Source organism: Paraburkholderia sp. BL23I1N1 (assembly GCF_003610295.1).
GTDB lineage: Bacteria > Pseudomonadota > Gammaproteobacteria > Burkholderiales > Burkholderiaceae > Paraburkholderia.
Genome location: NZ_RAPV01000001.1, coordinates 1,563,289 through 1,583,101, shown reverse-complemented (window position 1 = coordinate 1,583,101; position 19,813 = coordinate 1,563,289). Strand labels below are relative to the sequence as shown.

The following is a 19,813-nucleotide window of genomic DNA, read 5'->3' as shown; positions in this document are numbered from 1 at the left end:
CGCCGTGTTTCTCGGCGCCGCCAGCACGGGTCAGCCGTGCAGGGTACGGCCGGCTCACTGATCGCTACCGTGGCGATCTTTCTGCCTTCATTCCTGCTGGTCGGCGCGGCGCTGCCTCTATGGGGCGAGTTGCGCGCGTTCGCGCCAATGCGCGGCGCCATGGCAGGCATCAACGCCGCTGTGGTCGGCATTCTACTCGCCGCGCTGTACGACCCCGTGTGGACCAGCGCAGTGCATACCGGGCGCGATTTCGCGCTGGTCGTCGCGGCCCTGGTCCTGCTCGGCTGGTGGCGAGTGCCGTCGTGGGCGGTCGTGCTGATAACAGCCGCGCTCGCGTGGTGGGTCGTATAAAGGCAATACCCCTTTTTTGCCAGGCATGCGTGTGGATCACTTGCACTGCATTGGCGAGCCCCGTCGCGCTCTGTTGATCCAACTCAACGAGCCTTCCCGCTGCGCGGGTATGGTCCAAGCAATACATCCAAGGCCATCACCCTACGGGGAGCACGACATGAATAATTCCGAATACTCTGGCATGCATCCTGTCGCGGGTCAGGGCCGCGATAAAGCGATCGCATCCGGCCATTTCTATCTCGTCGGCGGCGGTATCGCTTCGCTGGCGGCCGCGGCGTTTTTGATTCGCGACGCCGACGTACCCGGCTGCCGCATCATGATCCTCGAAGCGCTCGACAAACCGGGCGGCAGCCTCGACGGCGCCGGCACGCCACAGGGAGGCTACGTCGTGCGCGGCGGCCGCATGCTCGAGAGCAAGTATCTGTGCACCTACGATCTGTTCGATTCAATTCCCACGCTTGACGGCCGCATCAGCGTCACGAAGGAAATCTTCGACTGGAACGAGACGAGCCGCACTTGCTCGAAGGCTCGGCTCATACGCAACGGCCAGCGCGAAGACGCGCCCCCTTACTGGCTCGCCGAAACGCACCTGCTCACACTCGGCCGTCTTTCGCTCGAACCGGAAGCCCAGCTCGGCGGCAGCCGGATTTCCGACCACTTCGAGCCGGACTTTTTCGAAACCAATTTCTGGTATATGTGGTGCACGACGTTCGCCTTCCAGCCTTGGCATAGCGCCGCCGAATTCCGGCGTTATCTGCTGCGTTTCGCGCATATGACGTCGGGCTTCAACCAGTTGCACGGCATCATGCGCACGGTCTACAATCAGTATGATTCGATGGTGCGGCCGCTGCGCAAATGGCTCGATGACCACGGGGTGAGATTTCGCACCAACACGCGGGTCATCGATCTGCGCTATGACGAAAGCGGTGAACTGAATCGGGTGGCAGGCATCGTCTGCGAACATGAAAGCCGTCGCGTCGAGATTCCAGTCGGTGCGGCGGACAAGGTCATCGTCACGCTCGGGTCAATGACGGCAGGGTCGAGCCTCGGCGGCACGAACCGCCCTGCCGTGTTCAATCATAACGACAGCAGCGGCGCGTGGGCGCTCTGGAAAACCATCGCAGCAGGACGAGCCGAATTCGGCCATCCATCCGTTTTCGCCGACCATGTCGAAGAATCCAAATGGCTGTCTTTTACAGCGACGTTGCATGATCCGACGCTGTTCCGCCTGATCCGTGATCTGACGGGCAACGTGCCCGGCGAAGGTGGCCTGATTACCTTTCCCCAATCGAACTGGCTCGTCTCGATCGTGCTGCCGCACCAGCCGCATTTCCTGGGGCAGCCGAAAGGTGTCGAGGTGTTCTGGGGTTGCGGGCTTTTCGTCGACCGGCCGGGCAATTTCATCGCCAAGCCGATGGCCGGATGCACGGGCCGCGAAATCATGACGGAACTTCTCGGTCATCTGAACGTTCAGGCGGAAGCCCCGAATATTCTCGACGACGCGATCTGCATTCCGTGCCTGATGCCCTTCATCACCAGCCCGTTCCTGCGGCGCAAGCGCGGCGACCGGCCGCAAGTGATGCCCGAAGGCTGGGCAAACCTCGCGTTCGTCGGACAGTTTTGCGAGTTGCCGAACGACGTCGTGTTCACCGTCGAATATTCGGTTCGCTCGGCGCAGACAGCTGTGTACACGCTGCAGAACCGCTCCGGCAGTGTACAAAGGCCAGCACGATCCGCGCGTGGTGTATAGCGCGGCCTCCGCGTTGCACAGGCACTAACCGGCAATGCTGGTTTTGCGCCGTGTGCGGCCGCCCTCACACGCCGTGCGGCACGCGCATGTTCAGGAGAGCGCCGTGGAACTCGAGGCAACACAGCGAAAACGCCCGGGCGCGCTACTCGCACGACTCAAGGAACACTCGCTCGCGCGCATCGGCCTCGGCCTCATCACGGGCGTCGCCGACGACGATCCAGGCGGCATCGCCACATATTCGCAGGCCGGTGCGCAATTCGGTCTGAGCATGCTGTGGACGATGCCGTTCGCGTTTCCGTTAATGGCGGCCGTCCAGGCGAGGTGCGCCAGTCTGGGCCGCGTGACCGGCAAGGGCCTGGCCGCCAACATCAAGGAGGCGTTTCCGGGTTCTGTCGCGCTAACGATTACGGCTTGAGAAAAGCGTGATATCAGTAGTACTGCTTAAGCTGCCAACGAGTAGAATTGTTCGGCTGCAGTCGAGGTGACGCCATCGACACGCATCTGCCCCTTGCGGATCATGTGTGCGATCTCTATGCCAGACAGGATGATGCGCGCACAGCGGAAATCCTTGAACCCCAGCATCGGTTTGATGATGCGTTTGATGGCACGGTGATCCTGCTCGACGACGTTGTTCAGGTATTTGTTTTGACGAACCTTGATTGGTGTTAAACGCTCGGCATTGAGTGCTTCAAGCGCAGCCAGATTGGCGCCGCTCCTGTCCATGGTGATTGTCTCGGGCTCGCCGTTCTGTTCAATCGCCTTCTCGAAGTAGCGGCGCGCCGCGGTTTTGTCCCGATGGGCGCGCAGCAGGAAATCCACCGTGTTACGTGTCTTGTCGACGGCACGGCACAAGGGCTTCCCCGTTGAGCGCAAGCTCAATCGAGGTTCGCGTTAATACATGCTGCAATGCCACGTCGGCGCGCGTGAGAGGGTGAAGGACTGCTGTACTACAACCGGTCATGTTGGGCCGCTGGCCCGGACCCTGATGAAAGACGCGCGCAAGGACCTCATTCGTTGGGCGGGATAGAAATCCCCGTTTCTCTGACAGGTATGCCTTGCGCGGGGTCCAACCCGCTTCACATCACCGCTGGCAGTGCAAAGTGATCGTTTATCCGCTCATGATGACTATCGTTGGTCGTCGGTGTTTGGTCAGGCGCGACGACTTCACGCTGCGGCCGGTTCGTGCTTGAAATCCTCGCCGTAATTTAGCATTGCCCAAGCCGTTCTCGCATCCTTGGCCGCAATCGCGACTGCCGCACGCCAGTAGCCGCGGCGTTCCACCAGGCTGCGTACCCAGCGGCTGAACCGGTCCTGCTTCTCGCCGAGACTGGCGATCACGGCGCGCGCCCCGAGCACCAGCAGGCTGCGCAGGTAGGCGTCGCCTGCCTTCGTGATGCTGCCCAGCCGCGCCTTGCCGCCGCTGCGTGCTGGCCGGGCGTCAGGCCAAGCCATGCAGCCACCTGGCGACCGTTCCTGAAATCATGTCCGGCACCGATGCTCGCAAGCAATGCGCTTGCGGTGGTCGGACCGATGCCGCGCAGTAGCATGAGTCGCTTGCTGCGTTCGCCCTCACGCGCGATCTCCCTGATCGCGCGGTCGTATTCGGCCAACCGGTCCTCAATGAGGTAGCCTGATTTTTTAAGACACTCCTTTTTGATAAACTTTATCAATGGGAGCACAGATGACGAAACCAAGAACATACACACCAGAGCTTCGTGAAGAAGCTGTAAAGCTTGTGCTTGCACAGGGCCTGACGCTGGATGAAGCGGCGAAGCGAATTGCCATTCCGATGGGGACTTTGGCCACGTGGGTCAAAGCAGCCAAGCTTGGCAATGGCGCCGTGACGGCGCCAGGCAGTCGTACGGTTGCCGAATTAGAAGCCGAGGTAGCCAGACTACGTAGGGAACTGGCGGAGACCAAGATGGAGCGAGATATCGTAAAAAAAGCGGCAGCGTATTTTGCGCAGGAGTCGCTGCCAAATACGCGGTCATGAATACGATGCGACTCGATTATCCGATTGCTGTCCTGTGCCGTGCCTTTAAGGTTTCGCGCAGCGGCTTCTATGCCTGGTCTAAAGGTAAGCTGTCTCCACGTGCGCAGGTTGATGAACGCCTGAAAGTCGCCATCAAGGCTGTGCACAAGCAGAGCCGCGAGACCTATGGCACGCGACGCGTGCAGCCTGAGCTTGAGGCACAAGGCTTTATAGCCGGCCGCGACCGCATCGCTCGCCGGCGCCGAGAGCTCAATCTGCGGTGTAAGCAGAAGCGCAAATTCAAAGCGACGACGAATTCGAATCACAACTTGCCTGTCGCCGACAATCTGCTGAACCAGACGTTCGCGCCAACGCGGCCAAACGAAGCCTGGGTGACAGACATCACCTATTGTGCCACCGACGAGGGATGGCTCTACGTCGCCGGCATTAAGGACGTCTTCACCTGTGAGTTGGTTGGATACGCCATGAGTGAGCGCATGACGCAAGGACTCACGGCGCAAGCTCTGTGGCGTGCTGTGCGCAACAAACGCCCCGAGAAAGGCCTGATTCATCATTCGGACGTGGGAGCCACAACCATCACTGTAACGTCGAACCCCAGCGTTGTATTTACGCAAAAAATGGCACGAATTTAAAGCCCGCCGCAAATGAGTACATCAATGAGTACGCTACGAAGGAAGAACAACAAAAAATCCTTTAAACTCAATATGCTATAAGACGAACATGAGTCCTCTCCTGAGCACCGAACTGCTGCTCAGTGAGGTATAGAGGAGTCGAAATTAATTGATCGAGCAGTTGGACGTGCAGCGCTTTTAGTCCGTTGCCGTCCATTATTGGAAAGAAATAATCCAGGTGCAGACGAGTACGTTTTCGAGTACATGGAAAGTTCGAGTTCGAGAAATGTACTCGCCTGCACTCCTGCCTGTCATTAGCCGACCGACACTCTCTCTGCTCGGTTCTGACAGATACACCGTCTCCAAGCCTCGACACTGTGTGGCGTCTATGCGGTCAGAGTCAAGCCGCGCTCGGCAGGCTGTACCGGACCGGCGCTATGCGTCGCGGGATCCTTTGCTATCCAGCCGTCAAGCATATCCGCCCACGCCTGCAACATTGAGCGCCTCTGCTCGGCATATTCAGCCTTGTTGTAGACGGCTCGCACCCCGCGCTGCTCGTGCGCCAGACACTTTTCTATCCAGTCGCTGTTGAACCCGGCTTCATGTAACTGCGTGCTGGCCGTTCTCCGCAGGTCATGCACCGAGAAGGATTCGAAGTCCTCTGCCCCGCTCTCGCGGACAATCTTGACGGCAGCGTCGATCACGCGATTCAGGGTGGCGGCACTTATCGGCAGTTCCGTTTCGTAACGACCGGGATGCAGGTATGAGCTTGCGCCGAAACACGTCTTGAAGGTGACCAGAATATCGAGGGCTTGCTGGCTCAGATAAACGTTGTGCGCGCGCCCGGCCTTCATACGATCTTTTGGAATTGTCCAGACCGCCGCATTGAAATCCACTTCATCCCACGTGGCTAGGATGAATTCCGACTTGCGCACCATTGTCAGCAGCATGAACCTGACCGCCAGACGCAGCGTAGGCAGCGTGGGCGTGCGCTCAAGGGCCTTGAAAAACACATGAATTTCGGCTGGCGTCAGTGCCCGGTCGCGCGGTTTGAAGGTGGCGATTGCGGAAGGCCGGATATCTTCTGCCGGATTGGCTACTTTTAGCCCCCTCGCCTGCACAAAACGGTATACCTGCAGCACGATTTCGCGCGCCTGAACAGCGGGGGCGGCAGCCCCCCGTTCCTTGATCTTTTCGCACCTGGCCATGAGGCGTACCGGAGTAATTTCCTCGAGCTTCAGCCGCCCGAAGTCCGCCGCCAGGTTCCGGTCATAGACGGACCGCCGCATTGTGCGGGTCGATTCCGCGAGGCTCGCTTCGGCAAAGTACTTCTCGGCCCACTTGCCGAACGTTAGCGCCTCGGCCGCTTCCACGCGCTTTTCGACCTTGGCCCGCGACGGGCTGATGCCTTGCTCGACGTCGCGGCGGGCCCGTTCGATAAGCAGCCTCGCTTCCGCGAGGCTGAGTGACATCCCGAAGCTCAATTCGTGCGTCTCACGCACGCCCCTGGCGGGTAGCCGGGGATCGTAACGACCAATGACCAGCGTCTCCCTCCGCCCGTTGAGCCGGTAGTCAAACCGGAAGCTGACGACACCGGAGACCGTAACCGCGACGTACAGGCCGCGCTGGTCGGCCACCTTGTAGATCCTGCCGGCTGGCTTGAGCGCCCGCAATTCCAGATCGGTAAGCATGCAATACTCCGTGAACTGATACCGTCACCTGATACCGTCACGCGTCGTGACGGTATCGCGTTGGATCGTCCGCAGAGCAAGATGCTATACCGTCAACCATACCGTCGGTAGTGCCCAGCTGTTATCAGCCCCCATTAGACTGCACCAGGCAATAAACCCTTGATTCTGTGAGGAAAAGCGGGAGAGGCCGGATGTCTGCAGACTGCTGCAGAGCATCCTGAATTACTCCCACTCAATCGTTGCCGGCGGCTTACCCGAGATGTCGTACACCACCCGGTTAATCCCGCGCACTTCATTAATGATGCGGTTCGACACATGCCCCAGCAAGTCGTGCGGCAGATGCGCCCAATGCGCGGTCATGAAGTCCAGCGTCTGCACGGCGCGCAGCGCAACGACGTACTCGTAAGTCCGCCCGTCGCCCATCACGCCCACGCTCTTCACCGGCAGGAACACGGCGAATGCCTGGCTCGTCAGGTCGTACCAGGACTTGCCGGTTTCCTTGTCGATGAAGGTACGCAGCGTCTCGATGAAAATCGCGTCTGCGCGACGCAGCAGATCGGCGAAATCGCGGCGCACTTCGCCGAGAATCCGCACGCCCAGACCCGGGCCCGGGAACGGGTGGCGATACACCATGGCCGGCGGCAAACCGAGCTTCACGCCGAGTTCGCGCACTTCGTCCTTGAACAGTTCGCGCAGCGGTTCGAGCAGCTTCAGATTCAACGTCTCCGGTAGGCCGCCCACGTTGTGGTGGCTCTTGATGGTCTGCGTCGCCTTCTTGCCCTTGCCGGCCGATTCGATCACGTCCGGATAGATCGTGCCTTGTGCCAGCCACTTCGCGTCGGTCAGCTTGTTGGCTTCGGTCTGGAACACCTCGACGAATTCCGCGCCGATGATCTTGCGCTTCGCTTCCGGGTCGGTCACGCCGGCCAGCTTAGACAGGAACACTTCGCTCGCGTCGACGTGGATCACCTTCACGCCAAGGTGATCGGCGAAAGTCGCCATCACCTGCTCCGCTTCGTTCAAACGCAGGAGGCCGTGATCGACGAACACGCAGGTCAGCTGATCGCCGATCGCGCGATGCAACAGCGCCGCCGCCACCGACGAATCCACGCCGCCCGACAAGCCCAGAATCACGTGCTCGTTACCCACCTGCTCGCGAATCTTCGCGACGGCTTCGTCGATGTAGTGACCCATTTCCCAGTCGGGATTCGCGCCGCAAATCTGCAGCACGAAACGTTCGAGCATCGCGCGGCCCTGCACGGTGTGCGTCACCTCCGGGTGCCATTGCAGACCGTAGAAATGGCGCGTTTCGTCGGCCATCGCCGCGATCGGGCACGATTCCGTCGAGGCCATCAGCTGGAAGCCCGCCGGCATTTCCAGCACCTTGTCGCCGTGGCTCATCCACACCTTCAGCATGCCGTGACCTTCCGGCGTGGTGAAGTCGCTGATGCCTTCAAGCAGGCTCGTATGATTGCGCGCGCGCACTTCGGCGTAGCCGAACTCACGCAGGTGGCCGATATCGACCTTGCCGCCGAGCTGCTCGGCCATCGCCTGCATGCCGTAGCAAATGCCCAGCACGGGTACGCCGAGTTCGAACACCGCTTGCGGCACGCGCGGCGTGTCCGATTCGGTGACCGAGCTCGGACCGCCGGAAAGGATCACGCCCTTCGGTGCGAAATCGCGAATAAACGACGCATCGACGTCGTACGGATGAATTTCCGAATACACGTTGGCTTCGCGAACGCGACGTGCAATCAGTTGGGTGACTTGCGAACCGAAGTCGAGGATCAGGATCTTGTCATGCATGGCAGCGGACGGAGTCATAAGTGAACGGATACGGGATGCCGCGCACGAAGCGCGGCGTTGAATTCAAAGCGGTCCACGTGGGGACGATCGAGCATGAAGCTGAAGCGTAACGATGAAGCGCGCTGGACCGTTCAGCACCACAGGCACTTGCCTGCGGCGCGCGCGAACGGAATCCGGTAGCTTCGGCAGGCGTTCTGGCGCTCGAGGCGTCAGTCATGAGTCAGCCATGAAGATTCAGCCATGAAACGGCGGCCGGGGCGCACCGGGCGCATCGGCGGCGGCGTTGCGGGCATCCTCGCGCGCGGCTGCAACTTCATCAGCCCGCGCGGCGCGTTCAGACGCCGTTAGACCCGGTTCGTCGAGCGCCGGAACAGGATTCACAGGCCGTGTGACCGGCATGACAGGTTCGACCAGAGGTTCGACTACCGGACTAACTACCGGCTCGGCCCGATAGGCCGGAAAGCCCCCAGTCACACGACCGGCGTCGCGCTTGTTGGCAGCATCTTTGGCGGCGTCTTTCGCGGCCTGCTTTTCGGCGCGCTCAGCGGCTACGGCCTCAACCAGGCGCACCTTTTCGCGCCGCCGCACCGCGCCCGACAGGCGCACACCGCCCAGGCCGACCACCAGCAGCACCACACCGGTGATCACCGCGGTGATCTGACCGAAGCCAGTCAGCGCCGGCGTATGCAGCCCGAGCAGCCAGACCAGCATCAGCACGCCCGTCAGCCAGTTCACATGGCCAACGACCTTGGCGACCGTCGACGTGAGCGCCCCGTCGATCGACGCGTGCAAAGCAAGCCACGCGAGCCCGATCAGCGCCACGCCAAACCCCTGGCCGACCAGAGCCGGCTGGGTTTGCACCAACAGCAGCGCGTTGTACAACGAAGTCCAGGGCGTCAGCAGAAACAGCAGGCCGAACGCAAGCAGCAACAACGCATCGAGGATGAGTACAGCGCGCAGCAATGGCTTCATTGGCGATTAGTCCACGTGGTAGTTGGGCGCTTCCTTGGTGATCTGCACGTCATGCACATGCGACTCGCGCAAGCCCGCGCCCGTGATCTGCACGAACTCGGCCTTGTCGTTCATCTCCGCGATCGTGCGGCAACCGCAGTAGCCCATGCTGGCGCGCACGCCGCCGATCAGCTGGAACAGGATCGCGTTGACCGAGCCCTTGTAGGCGACGCGGCCTTCGATACCTTCCGGCACCAGCTTGTCGATGTTCGCGGAGTTGTCCTGGAAGTAGCGGTCCGCGGCACCGTCTTTCATCGCGCCGACCGAGCCCATGCCACGGTACGACTTGTACTGGCGGCCCTGGAACAGGAACACGTCGCCCGGCGCTTCTTCGGTGCCGGCGAACATGCTGCCCATCATCACGGAATTCGCACCCGCAGCCAGCGCCTTGCTGACGTCGCCCGAGAACCGCACGCCACCGTCGGCGATGACCGGCACGCCCGTGCCTTTCAGCGCTTCCGACACGTTGGCGATTGCCGTGACTTGCGGCACGCCGACGCCCGCGACGATACGCGTGGTACAGATCGAGCCCGGGCCGATACCGACCTTGACGCCGTCTGCGCCATATTCGACGAGCGCCTTGGCCGCTGCAGCGGTGGCGATGTTGCCGCCGATCACTTCGACGTGCGGGAATTTCTGTTTGACCCACTTGACGCGCTCGAGCACGCCCTTGCTGTGGCCGTGTGCCGTGTCGACAACGATCACGTCCACACCCGCCTGCACCAGCAGCTCGACGCGCTCTTCGTTGTCTTCGCCCACGCCGACCGCAGCGCCTGCGCGCAGCTTGCCATGTTCGTCTTTACACGCGTCCGGGTGTTCGGTTTGCTTGGTGATGTCCTTGACGGTCATCAGGCCGCGCAGTTCGAATGCGTCGTTGATGACCAGCACGCGCTCGAGGCGGTGGCTATGCATCAGCGCCTTGGCTTCGGCGAGCGGCGTGCCTTCCTTGACGGTAACGAGGCGCTCGCGCGGCGTCATGATATTGCGCACCGGCTCGTCCAGACGCTCTTCGAAGCGCAAGTCGCGGTTCGTGACGATACCGACCAACTGCGCGCCTTCAACGACCGGGAAGCCCGAAATGCCATGCTGGCGTGACAGCGCGATGACGTCGCGCACCTTCATTTGCGGCGGCACGGTGATCGGATCGCGCACGACGCCCGATTCGAAGCGCTTGACCTTGGCAACTTCACGCGCCTGCTCGGCCGGCGTGAGATTCTTGTGGATGATGCCCACACCACCCATTTGCGCCATCGCGATGGCGAGGCGAGCTTCGGTGACGGTGTCCATGGCGGCGGACACGAGCGGCATATTCAGGGAGATGTTGCGGGTCAGCCGGGTCTTGAGGCTGGTGTCGCGCGGCAGAACATCGGAGAAAGCCGGGACGAGGAGCACGTCATCGAACGTGAGTGCTGTTTGGATCAGACGCATGGCAAATCCTATAGGCGCAAAAGCGAATTATACGCGATACCTCCCCGGTTTTCACTGCACTAACAGCAGCTTAGCGAATTTCCGGGGATTTTTTTCACGACTTTACCCGCTTCGATTTCGCTTCCACGTTCGCCTCGGGTTCGATCCGGTTTCGTTTGCGCGTTCGGGCGCATGAAGGCGCCGCCGGGTTCGTGCGCGGGCAATTCGGGGGGGATTCCACGCCGCCGGGCCACCGGGCGGAAACTGCGCGAATGTTTAAAGGCGCCTGAAAACGTCGCATAAAACCGCTGGAATGCAGAATCAAACAAGACGCCCTGCCCGCCGAACGGCTATTCTGCCGACCATTCCAGTTTTTCTTGCAGGGGCAGTCGATGCAGCGCGGTGTGGCATATGGAGTAATGGCCGGGGCCTTATGGGGCATGGTGTTTCTGGTGCCGCGCGTGCTGCCCGATTTTTCCCCGCTGCTGCTGAGTGCCGGCCGTTACACGATGTACGGCATCGTCTCGCTGGCCGCCGCGCTGCCGATGGCGCGCTCGCTCGTCAAACGCCTGACCCGCGAGGATTTCGGCGCGCTCGTCAAACTGGCGTTGGCCGGCAACCTGCTGTACTACCTGTTGCTAACCGCGGCGGTCCATATGATCGGCATCGCGCCGGCATCGTTGATCGTGGGCGTCCTGCCGGTCACGGTGACGCTGCTCGGCCGGCGCGATCACGGCGCTGTGCCGCTCGCCCGCCTCGCGTGGCCGCTTGCGTTGGTGGTAGCCGGTATCGCCTGCATCAATATCGACGTCTTCACGGTGGCGGAAAGCACGCCCGTCAGTTTCGCGACGAAACTCCTCGGCCTCGCCTGTGCGGTCGGCGCGCTCGCCTGCTGGACCTGGTTCGCGGTCGAAAACGCCCGCCACCTGCAGCGCCAGACGCATTTCAGCGGCAATGAGTGGTCGGTGCTGTGGGGTGTGATTACCGGCGCCCTCGGCGCGGCCTTGTGGCTGGTGGTCGCCGTCATGCCCTCTGGCAGCCTGCAGGGGACGCTCGGCGACGAGCGCTGGCACACCTTCTGGATGCTGAATCTGGGCCTCGCAGTCGGCGCGTCGTGGCTCGGCAACGGGCTGTGGAACGCGGCGTCGAAGCGGCTGCCGCTCACCCTGTCCGGCCAGATGATCGTGTTCGAGACGCTATTCGCGCTGCTCTACGCGTTCATTTACGACCAGCGCCTGCCGCGTCCGCTGGAAACGGCGGCGATCCTGCTGCTGGTGGCGGGCGTGTGCTGGTCGGTGCGCCAGCATGCGGACGACGATACGTCCTGTGCGGCCTCGAATGAGGAAAAGGCCCAGCCTTCGGTGCATTGAGACGAGGCACCCGTCACGCTAGCCCGCCACAGCCACAAGACGAGCCTAGCGCGAATCCTTGTTCTGCCAGCGGCGCCCTTCAATCGAACCCGCCTTGCGGGTTTTCTCGACACGCCGTTGCCGGGACAGCTTCGGATCCACCAGCAGCGGTCGATAAATCTCGACGCGATCGTGGTCGGCGAGCAGCGTATCGAGCGGCTTGAGCTTGCCGAACACACCGACCTTCTGCGTGCCCAGATCGATCTGCGGATAACGCTGCAGGATGCCGCTCGCCTCGATCGCCTGCTGCAGCGTGGCGCCTGCCGGCAATTCCACGGCGATCAGCGTCTGCTCGTTGGCGAGCGCGTAGCAGACTTCAATCGACAAGCGCGCGCTCATGCCTTACCGTAGCGCTGATCGGCGCGCTTCACGAACGATTCGACGAAGGTGTTGGCGATGTGGCTGAACACCGGCCCAATGATCTTCTCGAGAATGATGTTGGTGAATTCGTAGTGCAGCGCGAATTCGATCTTGCAGGCATCGGCCCGCAGCGGCGTGAAGCGCCAGAAACCGGTGAATTTGCGAAAGGGCCCGTCCGCGAATTCCATATCGATGCGCGTGGGCCGCTCCATGGTGTTATGCGTAGCAAAGTGCTGCTTGATGCCCTTGAAGTTGATATCGATCTTCGCCTCCATGCCGGTTTCGTCCTGGCGGCGGATTTCGACACCCCCGCACCAAGGCAGGAAGTTGGGGTAATCGGCGACGTCGGTGACGAGGTCGAACATCTGTTCCGCCGAATGGCGGATCAACACGGTTTTCTGGACATCTGCCATAAATTGAACAGCGCGTGGCAAGGGTGGACAAGCGCCGCGGGCTTTCCTCGCCCCGCTTTGCTAAAATCGTGATTTTAAACGAGTTGGGCACTTTCCATTCATGAGCATCATTGACAACAGAAAAGCCTTCTACGACTACTCGGTCGAAGAACGCTATGAAGCGGGGCTCGTGCTCGAAGGATGGGAGGTCAAAGCCCTGCGCGCCGGCCGTGGCCAGATCAAGGAAGGCTACGTGGTCATCAAGAACAACGAACTGTTCCTGATCGGCACGCACATCAGCCCGCTGCCCGAAGCCTCGACCCATATCCATCCGGACCCGGTGCGCACGCGCAAGCTGCTGCTGCACGCCGAAGAAATCAGCAAGCTGATCGGCAAAGTCGAGCAGCGCGGCTATACGCTCGTGCCGTTGAACTTCCATTACAAGGGCGGTCGCGTCAAATGCGAGATCGGGCTGGCCAAGGGTAAGAAGCAGCACGACAAGCGCGAGACTGAAAAGAAGCGTGATTGGGAACGCGAAAAGGCGCGTTTGATGCGTTCGCCGTCGTGATCTGACGGGCGTCGGCGCTGACGGGCGTCGGCGGCGTCGGCGTCGAGTCATGCGCGGATTTGCTGCGCTCGGCGTTACCGCAAGCATCGCCGAATAAAAAAAAGCCCGCACAAATCGCGGGCCATTTTTTTTGGCAGTTCCAGGCAGCGGAGGGTCGGTTCAGGCAAAACAAGTTCAGCTCAGGCCACGCCAGCCCGTCTTGCCGCCAACTTCAGCGCGCCTCGCTCGCGCCCTTCCCCTTGTTCACGATGGTCAGCGCCGAGGCGATCATCGAACTCATATCCGCCAGGTTACCCGGCACGATCAATGTGGTGCCCTGCTTCGCCAGGTTGCCGAACGCGTTCACATACTGCTCGGCCACTTTCAGGTTCACGGCCTCCATCCCGCCGTTCGACTGGATTGCCGCAGCAATCTTCTGAATTGCCTGCGAGTTGGCCTCAGCCACGGCCAGAATCGCCGAAGCCTGCCCCTGCGCCTGATTGATCGCCGCCTGCCGCTCGCCTTCGGACTTCTGAATCGCCGCCTCGCGACCACCCGACGCGATATTGATCTGCTCCTGCTTACGCCCTTCGGATGCCGCGATCAGCGCGCGCTTCTCGCGCTCGGCGGTAATCTGCGCCTGCATCGCGTGGAGAATTTCTTTGGGCGGCGTGAGGTCCTTGATCTCGTAGCGCAGCACCTTAACGCCCCAGTTCGACGCCGCTTCATCGAGCGATGAGACGATGCTGTGATTGATGAAGTCGCGCTCTTCGAACGTCTTGTCGAGTTCGAGTTTGCCGATCACCGAGCGCAGCGTGGTCTGCGACAACTGCGTAATTGCGAACACGAAGTTGCTCGAGCCGTACGACGCCTTCATGGGATCGGTGACCTGGAAATACAGCACGCCATCCACCTGCAGTTGCGTGTTGTCGCGCGTAATACACACCTGGCTCGGCACTTCGAGCGGGATTTCCTTGAGGATGTGCTTGTACGCGATCCGGTCGACGAACGGAAACGCGAAGCTCAATCCCGGCGTCAGCGTACGGTGATAGCGGCCAAGCCGCTCCAGCACCCACGCATGCTGCTGCGGCACGATCTTGAGCGTCTGTGCTGCCAGCACGATCACGATAAGCAGAAACACCGCCCCGACGATGGTTGAATCCATGACTGACCTCCGGTCCGTAGTTCGAATAGTTGTGCGTAGTTCTGCACACGCGTTGGTGCGCGTTCAGTCTGCGGTTACACTGGTTTTCGCCTGCCGGCTGGCCACCACGACAAGACAACTGCCGCGCATCTCGGCGATTTCATAAAGCGGCGCATCTTCGGGCTCGCCAGCGGCCAATTCGACGTCCCATGCAGCCCCGCGGTAATTGGCCCGCGCCCGGCGCTCGTGCCACACCGGCACACTCAACGTCTGGCCGATGTCCAGATTGACGTCCGGGTTTTTCGACGCCTCCTTGCGCGTTCTGCGGCCGAAGCGCGAGCGTCTCAGCAACAGGACTGCCGCCAGCGCCACCACTGCCGCAATCGCAAACTGCAGGTCGGCGTTGACGCCCGCCAGGTGCGCGATGGCCGCCGCCACGCAGCCCAGCGCGATCATTAGCAAATAGAAGGTGCCGCTGATCAACTCCAGCACGACCAGCACACCCGCCCCGATCCACCAGAACAATCCACCTGGCGCCACGTCGACCTCCACAAAGCAAAACACCCCGGATCTACCGGGGTGTTTATAGCACGAAGCGGGTGCATTTACCGCGCGGTGCAGCAGCTTTTACATGCTTTTGACAAACTGCACCGCTTGTTATGCAAACCGCTTATCAGGCACTTTCCTGGCGCTTATTTCTTCGCTAATTTTTCGATTACTTCGCCAGCGATTTAGCCAGTTGCTGCCACGTCTCGATGATCGAATCCGGGTTCAGCGAGATCGACTCGATACCTTCATCGGTCAGCCATTGCGCGAAGTCCGGGTGATCCGAAGGACCCTGGCCGCAGATACCGACGTACTTGTTCAAACGCAAGCAGGTTTCAATCGCGCGCTTGAGCATGAACTTCACCGCCGGGTCGCGTTCGTCGAAATCGACTGCCAGCAGTTCCATGCCGGAATCGCGGTCGAGGCCGAGCGTGAGCTGCGTCAGGTCGTTCGAACCGATCGAGAAACCGTCGAAGAATTGCAGGAATTCTTCGGCGAGAATCGCGTTCGACGGCACTTCGCACATCATGATCAGGCGCAAGCCCTTCTCGCCGCGCTTCAGGCCGAACTTCTCCAGCAGCCCAACCACGCGCTCCGCCTGCTTCAGCGTACGCACGAACGGCACCATGATCTCGACGTTGTCGAGGCCCATCTCTTCACGAACCTTCTTCAGCGCGACGCATTCCATCTGGAACGCTTCGGCGAAGTCGTCGGCGATGTAACGCGATGCGCCACGGAAGCCCAGCATCGGGTTTTCTTCGTCCGGCTCGTAACGCGAACCGCCGATCAGCTTCTTGTACTCGTTCGACTTGAAGTCCGACAGACGCACGATCACGGGCTTCGGATAGAACGCCGCCGCGATCGTCGCGATACCTTCGGTCAGCTTGTCGACGTAGAACGCGCGCGGCGATGCATGGCCGCGTGCCACGCTCTCCACAGCCTTCTTCAGGTCCTGATCGATGTTCGGGTACTCGAGAATCGCCTTCGGGTGAACGCCGATGTTGTTGTTGATGATGAACTCGAGCCGCGCCAGACCCACGCCGCCGTTCGGCAGTTGCGAGAAGTCGAATGCGAGTTGCGGGTTGCCGACGTTCATCATGATCTTCACCGGAATCGGCGGCAGTTCGCCGCGCTGCACTTCGGTGATTTCGGTTTCTAGCAGACCATCGTAAATCTTGCCTTCGTCGCCTTCGGCGCACGACACGGTCACCAGCGCGCCTTCCTTCAGCACGTCGGTCGCGTCGCCGCAGCCGACCACGGCCGGTACGCCCAGCTCACGCGCGATAATTGCCGCGTGGCAGGTCCGGCCGCCACGGTTCGTGACGATGGCGGACGCGCGCTTCATCACCGGCTCCCAGTTCGGGTCGGTCATGTCGGCCACCAGCACGTCGCCTGGCTGCACACGGTCCATCTCCGACGGATCGTGGATCACGCGCACCGGACCCGCGCCGATCTTCTGCCCGATTGCACGGCCGGTAGCCAGCACGTTCGATTGGCCCTTCAGCTTGAAGCGTTGCTCGGCTTTGCCCGCGGCCTGGCTCTTCACCGTTTCCGGACGTGCCTGCAGAATGAAGATCTTGCCGTCGCGGCCGTCCTTGCCCCACTCGATGTCCATCGGACGCTCGTAGTGCTTTTCGATGATGACGGCGTATTTCGCGAGCTCGATCACATCTTCGTCGGTGATCGAGAAGCGGTTGCGCTGTTCGTGCGCGACGTCGACGGTCTTCACGCGGCCTTGCTCGCCAGCCTTGGTGAATTCCATCTTGATCAGCTTCGAGCCGATCGAGCGGCGGATGATCGGGTACTTGCCCTGTGCGAGCGTGGTCTTGAAGACGTAGAACTCGTCCGGATTCACGGCGCCCTGCACGACCGTTTCGCCCAGACCGTAGCTCGACGTGATGAAGACGGCGTCCTTGAAGCCCGACTCCGTATCCAGCGTGAACATCACACCCGCCGCGCCGACGTCCGAGCGCACCATGCGCTGCACGCCCGCCGACAACGCGACTTCAGCGTGGGTGAAGCCCTTGTGGACGCGATAGGAGATGGCACGGTCGTTATACAGCGACGCGAACACGTGCTTCATGCGATCGAGCACCTCGTCGATGCCGACCACGTTGAGATAGCTTTCCTGCTGACCCGCGAACGATGCGTCCGGCAGGTCTTCGGCCGTTGCCGACGAACGCACGGCAAACGACAACTCTTCAGGCGAGCTTTTTTGCAGGATGTCGAAGCCTGCGCGGATATCCGCTTCGAGACGCGCCTGCATCGGTGCGTCGACGATCCATTGACGGATCTCTTTGCCCGCTTCGGCGAGCGCCTTCACGTCGTCGACGTCGAGCGTTTCGAGACGTTTGGCGATGCGTTCAGTCAGGTTGTTGTGATGCAAGAAGTCACGGAAAGCCAGCGCTGTGGTGGCGAAGCCAGTCGGCACACGCACGCCGGCTTCGGCGAGCTGACTGATCATCTCGCCAAGCGACGCGTTCTTGCCGCCGACAATCTCCACATCGGTCATCCGCAACTGCTCGAACGGAACTACATACGCCTCTTCCTTTGCGACGGTAACTGCGTTAGTCATACAAGCCCCTAAGTGTGAAAGAAATTCACGGCTGTGCAAGTGGGCTTGAACGCGAGACGCCCATTGGAAGCGTGAGCTCGCGTCTTGCACAACCTGTTGGAGAAGCAATCGCTGCAAAGGGCCGGAAACGCGACAAAGCGCCAGATGCGCGACGTAGAATGCGGTTGGACGAAATTGCCGATCGATCCACCCCATTCACCGCAAGTTACCGGCTGAAAGCGTGGCGTTAACCGACTGTTCGCGGTGAGTTAGACGCCAATCGCCTGCAATTGCTTATCCAACAGGTTGCCGCTATTCTACCGTGCCGACTCTCAAAATGTGACAGTCGGACGAGAATTGCGCCTCGAATCGCGCCCCGGACCGGCTGACGGGCTCTTGCGAGGCTCTCGCGAGGCCTGCCGCCATCCGGGCGCGGTTGCGGTGCCCACGGCGCGCTGCAACGACGCCGCTGCAATCTACGGTTAGCCACCGTGCAGCGACGTCAACGCAGCGATGTTTGTTTCGAGCGCTTTTTCCTGCTCACGTTCCCCAGCCCCACTGATGCCGCCCACCGTATTCATCGTCTCCGACGGTACCGGGATCACTGCCGAAACCTTCGCGCATTCGATCCTCTCCCAGTTCGACCAGAAATTCCGCCTGGTTCGCGTGCCCTTCGTCGATTCGACGGACAAAGCCTATGCCACGCTAGAAAAGATCAACGAAGCGACCCAGCAGGACGGCCGCCGTCCGATCGTCTTCACGACGCTGGTGGACAGCGCCTCGAATCAGATCGTCAAAGGTTCGAATGCGCTTGTGCTGGATATGTTCCAGACCTTCGTCGAGCCGCTTGAACAGGAACTGGAGCTCAAGTCGAGCCACGCGATGGGCCGCGGCCACCAGAACGCCGACACCGAGGAATACAAGAACCGGATCGAGGCGATCAACTTCTCGCTCGCCCACGACGACGGTCAATCGAACCGCAATCTGGCCGATGCCGACGTGATTCTGGTCGGCGTATCGCGCAGCGGCAAGACGCCGACGAGCCTGTATCTGGCGATGCAGTACGGTGTGAAAGCAGCGAACTATCCGCTGATTCCGGAAGACTTCGAGCGTGGCAAGCTGCCTACGCCGCTATTGGCGCATCGGCAGAAGATGTTTGGTTTGTCGATCGATCCGCAGCGGCTGTCGGAGATCCGCAACGAGCGCCGGCCGGGCAGCAAGTACGCCGCGCCGGAAAATTGCCGCTACGAAATCAATGAAGCCGAAGCCATGATGCGGCGCGAAGGGGTCAAGTGGCTGTCGTCGACGCATAAGTCGATCGAAGAGATCGCGACGACGATCCTGCAGGAAATCAAGCTGGACCGGCCGTCTTATTGAGCGTGAGTTTTACGTGCGCTGGTGGCACTGAGGTGACCGTGGAGGCCGCCTCAGGCCTGAATCAGCGCAACGTCACGCGCGGCGCTGCTGGCGGCATTGTTCGAACACGCAGACAGCCGCCGCGGCCGCCACGTTCAAAGATTCCATGCCCCCCGGCTGAGGAATCGTCACCCGCAACGAAACCGCGTCGCGCCAGATCTGCGATACGCCCGCCCCTTCGTTGCCGAACACCCATGCGAGTGGTCCGCTCAGATCGCAGTCGTAGATCGCCTCGGCGCCGTGCGAATCCGTAATGACGATAGGCACCGCGAGGCGCTCGATCAAGACCTGCGCTTCGACGTCCTCGTGGATTTGCAGCAGAAAATGCGCGCCCATACCCGAACGCAGCACCTTCGACGACCACGCGTAAGCGGTGCCCGGCGCGCAAAACACCTGCTGAATACCGGCGGCCGCCGCGCTGCGCAGAATCGAACCGACGTTGCCGGCGTCCTGCACGCCATCGAGCACGAGACACGTTTGCGCGACCTTCTCCGGCAGCGGCGTGTCGAGCTTTTCGACCAGCAGCAGAATTCCAACACCGTGTACGACGTTCGACACCTGCCCGAACAACGCGTCGGGCAGCGTGACGATACGGTGCTCGTCGATACGCGACACGATGGCCTGCGCTTCGTCGTGACGCAGCGCGCCCTCGGTAACGATGCACATTTCCGGCTGCCCGGCGACGTCGAGATACGCGCTTGCGAGATGGAACCCTTCGAGCAGCGCGTGGCCGCTGCGGCGCTGCTGATGCGTCGAGCCGGCCAGCGCCTTGAGGCGCTTATAGAGCGGATTGTCCCGCGAGGTGATGGCTTTCACAGGCAGCGA

At 61.2% G+C, this 19,813-nt stretch carries 14 protein-coding genes and 5 pseudogenes; 7 read left to right on the top strand and 12 right to left on the bottom strand.

The window, feature by feature from the left end; translation table 11 throughout:
- Nucleotides 1–36 precede the first annotated feature (36 nt).
- The 3 genes and pseudogenes from B0G76_RS43550 to B0G76_RS07500 all read left to right on the top strand — a co-directional run.
- Nucleotides 37–351 (top strand): chromate transporter, encoded by a 315-nt coding sequence (locus B0G76_RS43550; RefSeq protein WP_258168513.1) that lies wholly within the window; start codon nt 37–39, stop codon nt 349–351.
- A 157-nt stretch (nt 352–508) separates the two neighbouring features.
- A pseudogene (locus B0G76_RS07505) lies at nt 509–2,129 on the top strand (oleate hydratase).
- Between the two features lie 75 nt (nt 2,130–2,204).
- Nucleotides 2,205–2,513 (top strand): annotated as a pseudogene (locus tag B0G76_RS07500) (divalent metal cation transporter); the annotation flags it as partial.
- Between the two features lie 29 nt (nt 2,514–2,542).
- Here B0G76_RS07500 and B0G76_RS07495 read toward each other — a convergent pair.
- Nucleotides 2,543–2,959 (bottom strand): annotated as a pseudogene (locus tag B0G76_RS07495) (transposase); the annotation flags it as partial.
- 306 nt (nt 2,960–3,265) lie between these two features.
- A pseudogene (locus tag B0G76_RS07490) lies at nt 3,266–3,723 on the bottom strand (IS110 family transposase); the annotation flags it as partial.
- Between the two features lie 59 nt (nt 3,724–3,782).
- Between B0G76_RS07490 and B0G76_RS43545 the strand changes: the two are divergent.
- A pseudogene (locus B0G76_RS43545) lies at nt 3,783–4,663 on the top strand (IS3 family transposase); the annotation flags it as partial.
- 428 nt (nt 4,664–5,091) lie between these two features.
- On the opposite strand, the gene B0G76_RS07475 reads toward B0G76_RS43545, so the two are convergent.
- The 4 genes from B0G76_RS07475 to guaB form a co-directional block, all read right to left on the bottom strand.
- Nucleotides 5,092–6,396, bottom strand: a complete 1,305-nt coding sequence (locus B0G76_RS07475) for a site-specific integrase (protein WP_120291342.1) — start codon at nt 6,394–6,396, stop codon at nt 5,092–5,094.
- Between the two features lie 222 nt (nt 6,397–6,618).
- Nucleotides 6,619–8,202, bottom strand: coding sequence for a glutamine-hydrolyzing GMP synthase (guaA, locus tag B0G76_RS07470; protein WP_120291340.1), 1,584 nt, complete (start codon nt 8,200–8,202; stop codon nt 6,619–6,621).
- Nucleotides 8,203–8,436: 234 nt separating this feature from the next.
- Entirely contained in the window at nt 8,437–9,174 is a 738-nt protein-coding gene (locus B0G76_RS07465; protein WP_120291338.1) for a hypothetical protein, read from the bottom strand.
- A gap of 6 nt (nt 9,175–9,180) precedes the next feature.
- Nucleotides 9,181–10,641 carry an IMP dehydrogenase gene (guaB, locus tag B0G76_RS07460; protein ID WP_120291336.1) on the bottom strand — a complete coding sequence of 487 codons (1,461 nt, stop codon included), beginning with the start codon at nt 10,639–10,641 and terminating at the stop codon, nt 9,181–9,183.
- A 371-nt stretch (nt 10,642–11,012) separates the two neighbouring features.
- Between guaB and B0G76_RS07455 the strand changes: the two genes are divergently transcribed.
- Entirely contained in the window at nt 11,013–11,990 is a 978-nt protein-coding gene (locus B0G76_RS07455) for a DMT family transporter (RefSeq protein WP_120291334.1), read from the top strand.
- A gap of 45 nt (nt 11,991–12,035) precedes the next feature.
- On the opposite strand, the gene B0G76_RS07450 is transcribed toward B0G76_RS07455, so the two are convergent.
- A complete protein-coding gene (locus B0G76_RS07450; protein WP_120291332.1) occupies nt 12,036–12,368 on the bottom strand; it encodes an RnfH family protein in 333 nt (110 codons plus the stop codon).
- The gene (locus B0G76_RS07445; RefSeq protein WP_115780217.1) at nt 12,365–12,802 is read right to left on the bottom strand and encodes a type II toxin-antitoxin system RatA family toxin; all 438 of its coding nucleotides are present in this window, start codon (nt 12,800–12,802) and stop codon (nt 12,365–12,367) included. The genes B0G76_RS07450 and B0G76_RS07445 overlap by 4 nt, the downstream gene beginning before the upstream one ends.
- Nucleotides 12,803–12,902: 100 nt before the next feature.
- Between B0G76_RS07445 and smpB the strand changes: the two genes are divergently transcribed.
- Nucleotides 12,903–13,349, top strand: coding sequence for an SsrA-binding protein SmpB (gene smpB, locus B0G76_RS07440; RefSeq protein ID WP_120291330.1), 447 nt, complete (start codon nt 12,903–12,905; stop codon nt 13,347–13,349).
- Nucleotides 13,350–13,560: 211 nt separating this feature from the next.
- On the opposite strand, the gene B0G76_RS07435 is transcribed toward smpB, so the two are convergent.
- The 3 genes from B0G76_RS07435 to ppsA form a co-directional block, all read right to left on the bottom strand.
- Complete coding sequence (locus B0G76_RS07435) at nt 13,561–14,493, bottom strand: SPFH domain-containing protein (protein ID WP_120291328.1); 933 nt, start codon at nt 14,491–14,493, stop codon at nt 13,561–13,563.
- Nucleotides 14,494–14,556: 63 nt separating this feature from the next.
- A complete protein-coding gene (locus B0G76_RS07430) occupies nt 14,557–15,012 on the bottom strand; it encodes an NfeD family protein (protein ID WP_120296253.1) in 456 nt (151 codons plus the stop codon).
- Nucleotides 15,013–15,187: 175 nt separating this feature from the next.
- On the bottom strand, nt 15,188–17,593 hold the full coding sequence (gene ppsA / locus B0G76_RS07425; protein ID WP_120291326.1) for a phosphoenolpyruvate synthase: 2,406 nt from the start codon (nt 17,591–17,593) through the stop codon (nt 15,188–15,190).
- Nucleotides 17,594–18,133: 540 nt separating this feature from the next.
- Between ppsA and B0G76_RS07420 the strand changes: the two genes are divergently transcribed.
- On the top strand, nt 18,134–18,949 hold the full coding sequence (locus B0G76_RS07420) for a pyruvate, water dikinase regulatory protein (protein WP_120291324.1): 816 nt from the start codon (nt 18,134–18,136) through the stop codon (nt 18,947–18,949).
- A 72-nt stretch (nt 18,950–19,021) separates the two neighbouring features.
- On the opposite strand, the gene B0G76_RS07415 is transcribed toward B0G76_RS07420, so the two are convergent.
- A complete protein-coding gene (locus B0G76_RS07415) occupies nt 19,022–19,804 on the bottom strand; it encodes an RNA methyltransferase (RefSeq protein WP_120291322.1) in 783 nt (260 codons plus the stop codon).
- Nucleotides 19,805–19,813: the final 9 nt, after the last annotated feature.

What these genes read in the sequence shown, in the direction of transcription:
- B0G76_RS07475 (WP_120291342.1), bottom strand. Translation starts at nt 6,396, where the DNA reads ATGCTTACCGATCTGGAATTGCGGGCGCTCAAGCCAGCCGGCAGGATC.
- guaA (WP_120291340.1), bottom strand. Translation starts at nt 8,202, where the DNA reads ATGCATGACAAGATCCTGATCCTCGACTTCGGTTCGCAAGTCACCCAA.
- B0G76_RS07465 (WP_120291338.1), bottom strand. Translation starts at nt 9,174, where the DNA reads ATGAAGCCATTGCTGCGCGCTGTACTCATCCTCGATGCGTTGTTGCTG.
- guaB (WP_120291336.1), bottom strand. Translation starts at nt 10,641, where the DNA reads ATGCGTCTGATCCAAACAGCACTCACGTTCGATGACGTGCTCCTCGTC.
- B0G76_RS07455 (WP_120291334.1), top strand. Translation starts at nt 11,013, where the DNA reads ATGCAGCGCGGTGTGGCATATGGAGTAATGGCCGGGGCCTTATGGGGC.
- B0G76_RS07450 (WP_120291332.1), bottom strand. Translation starts at nt 12,368, where the DNA reads ATGAGCGCGCGCTTGTCGATTGAAGTCTGCTACGCGCTCGCCAACGAG.
- B0G76_RS07445 (WP_115780217.1), bottom strand. Translation starts at nt 12,802, where the DNA reads ATGGCAGATGTCCAGAAAACCGTGTTGATCCGCCATTCGGCGGAACAG.
- smpB (WP_120291330.1), top strand. Translation starts at nt 12,903, where the DNA reads ATGAGCATCATTGACAACAGAAAAGCCTTCTACGACTACTCGGTCGAA.
- B0G76_RS07435 (WP_120291328.1), bottom strand. Translation starts at nt 14,493, where the DNA reads ATGGATTCAACCATCGTCGGGGCGGTGTTTCTGCTTATCGTGATCGTG.
- ppsA (WP_120291326.1), bottom strand. Translation starts at nt 17,593, where the DNA reads ATGACTAACGCAGTTACCGTCGCAAAGGAAGAGGCGTATGTAGTTCCG.
- B0G76_RS07420 (WP_120291324.1), top strand. Translation starts at nt 18,134, where the DNA reads ATGCCGCCCACCGTATTCATCGTCTCCGACGGTACCGGGATCACTGCC.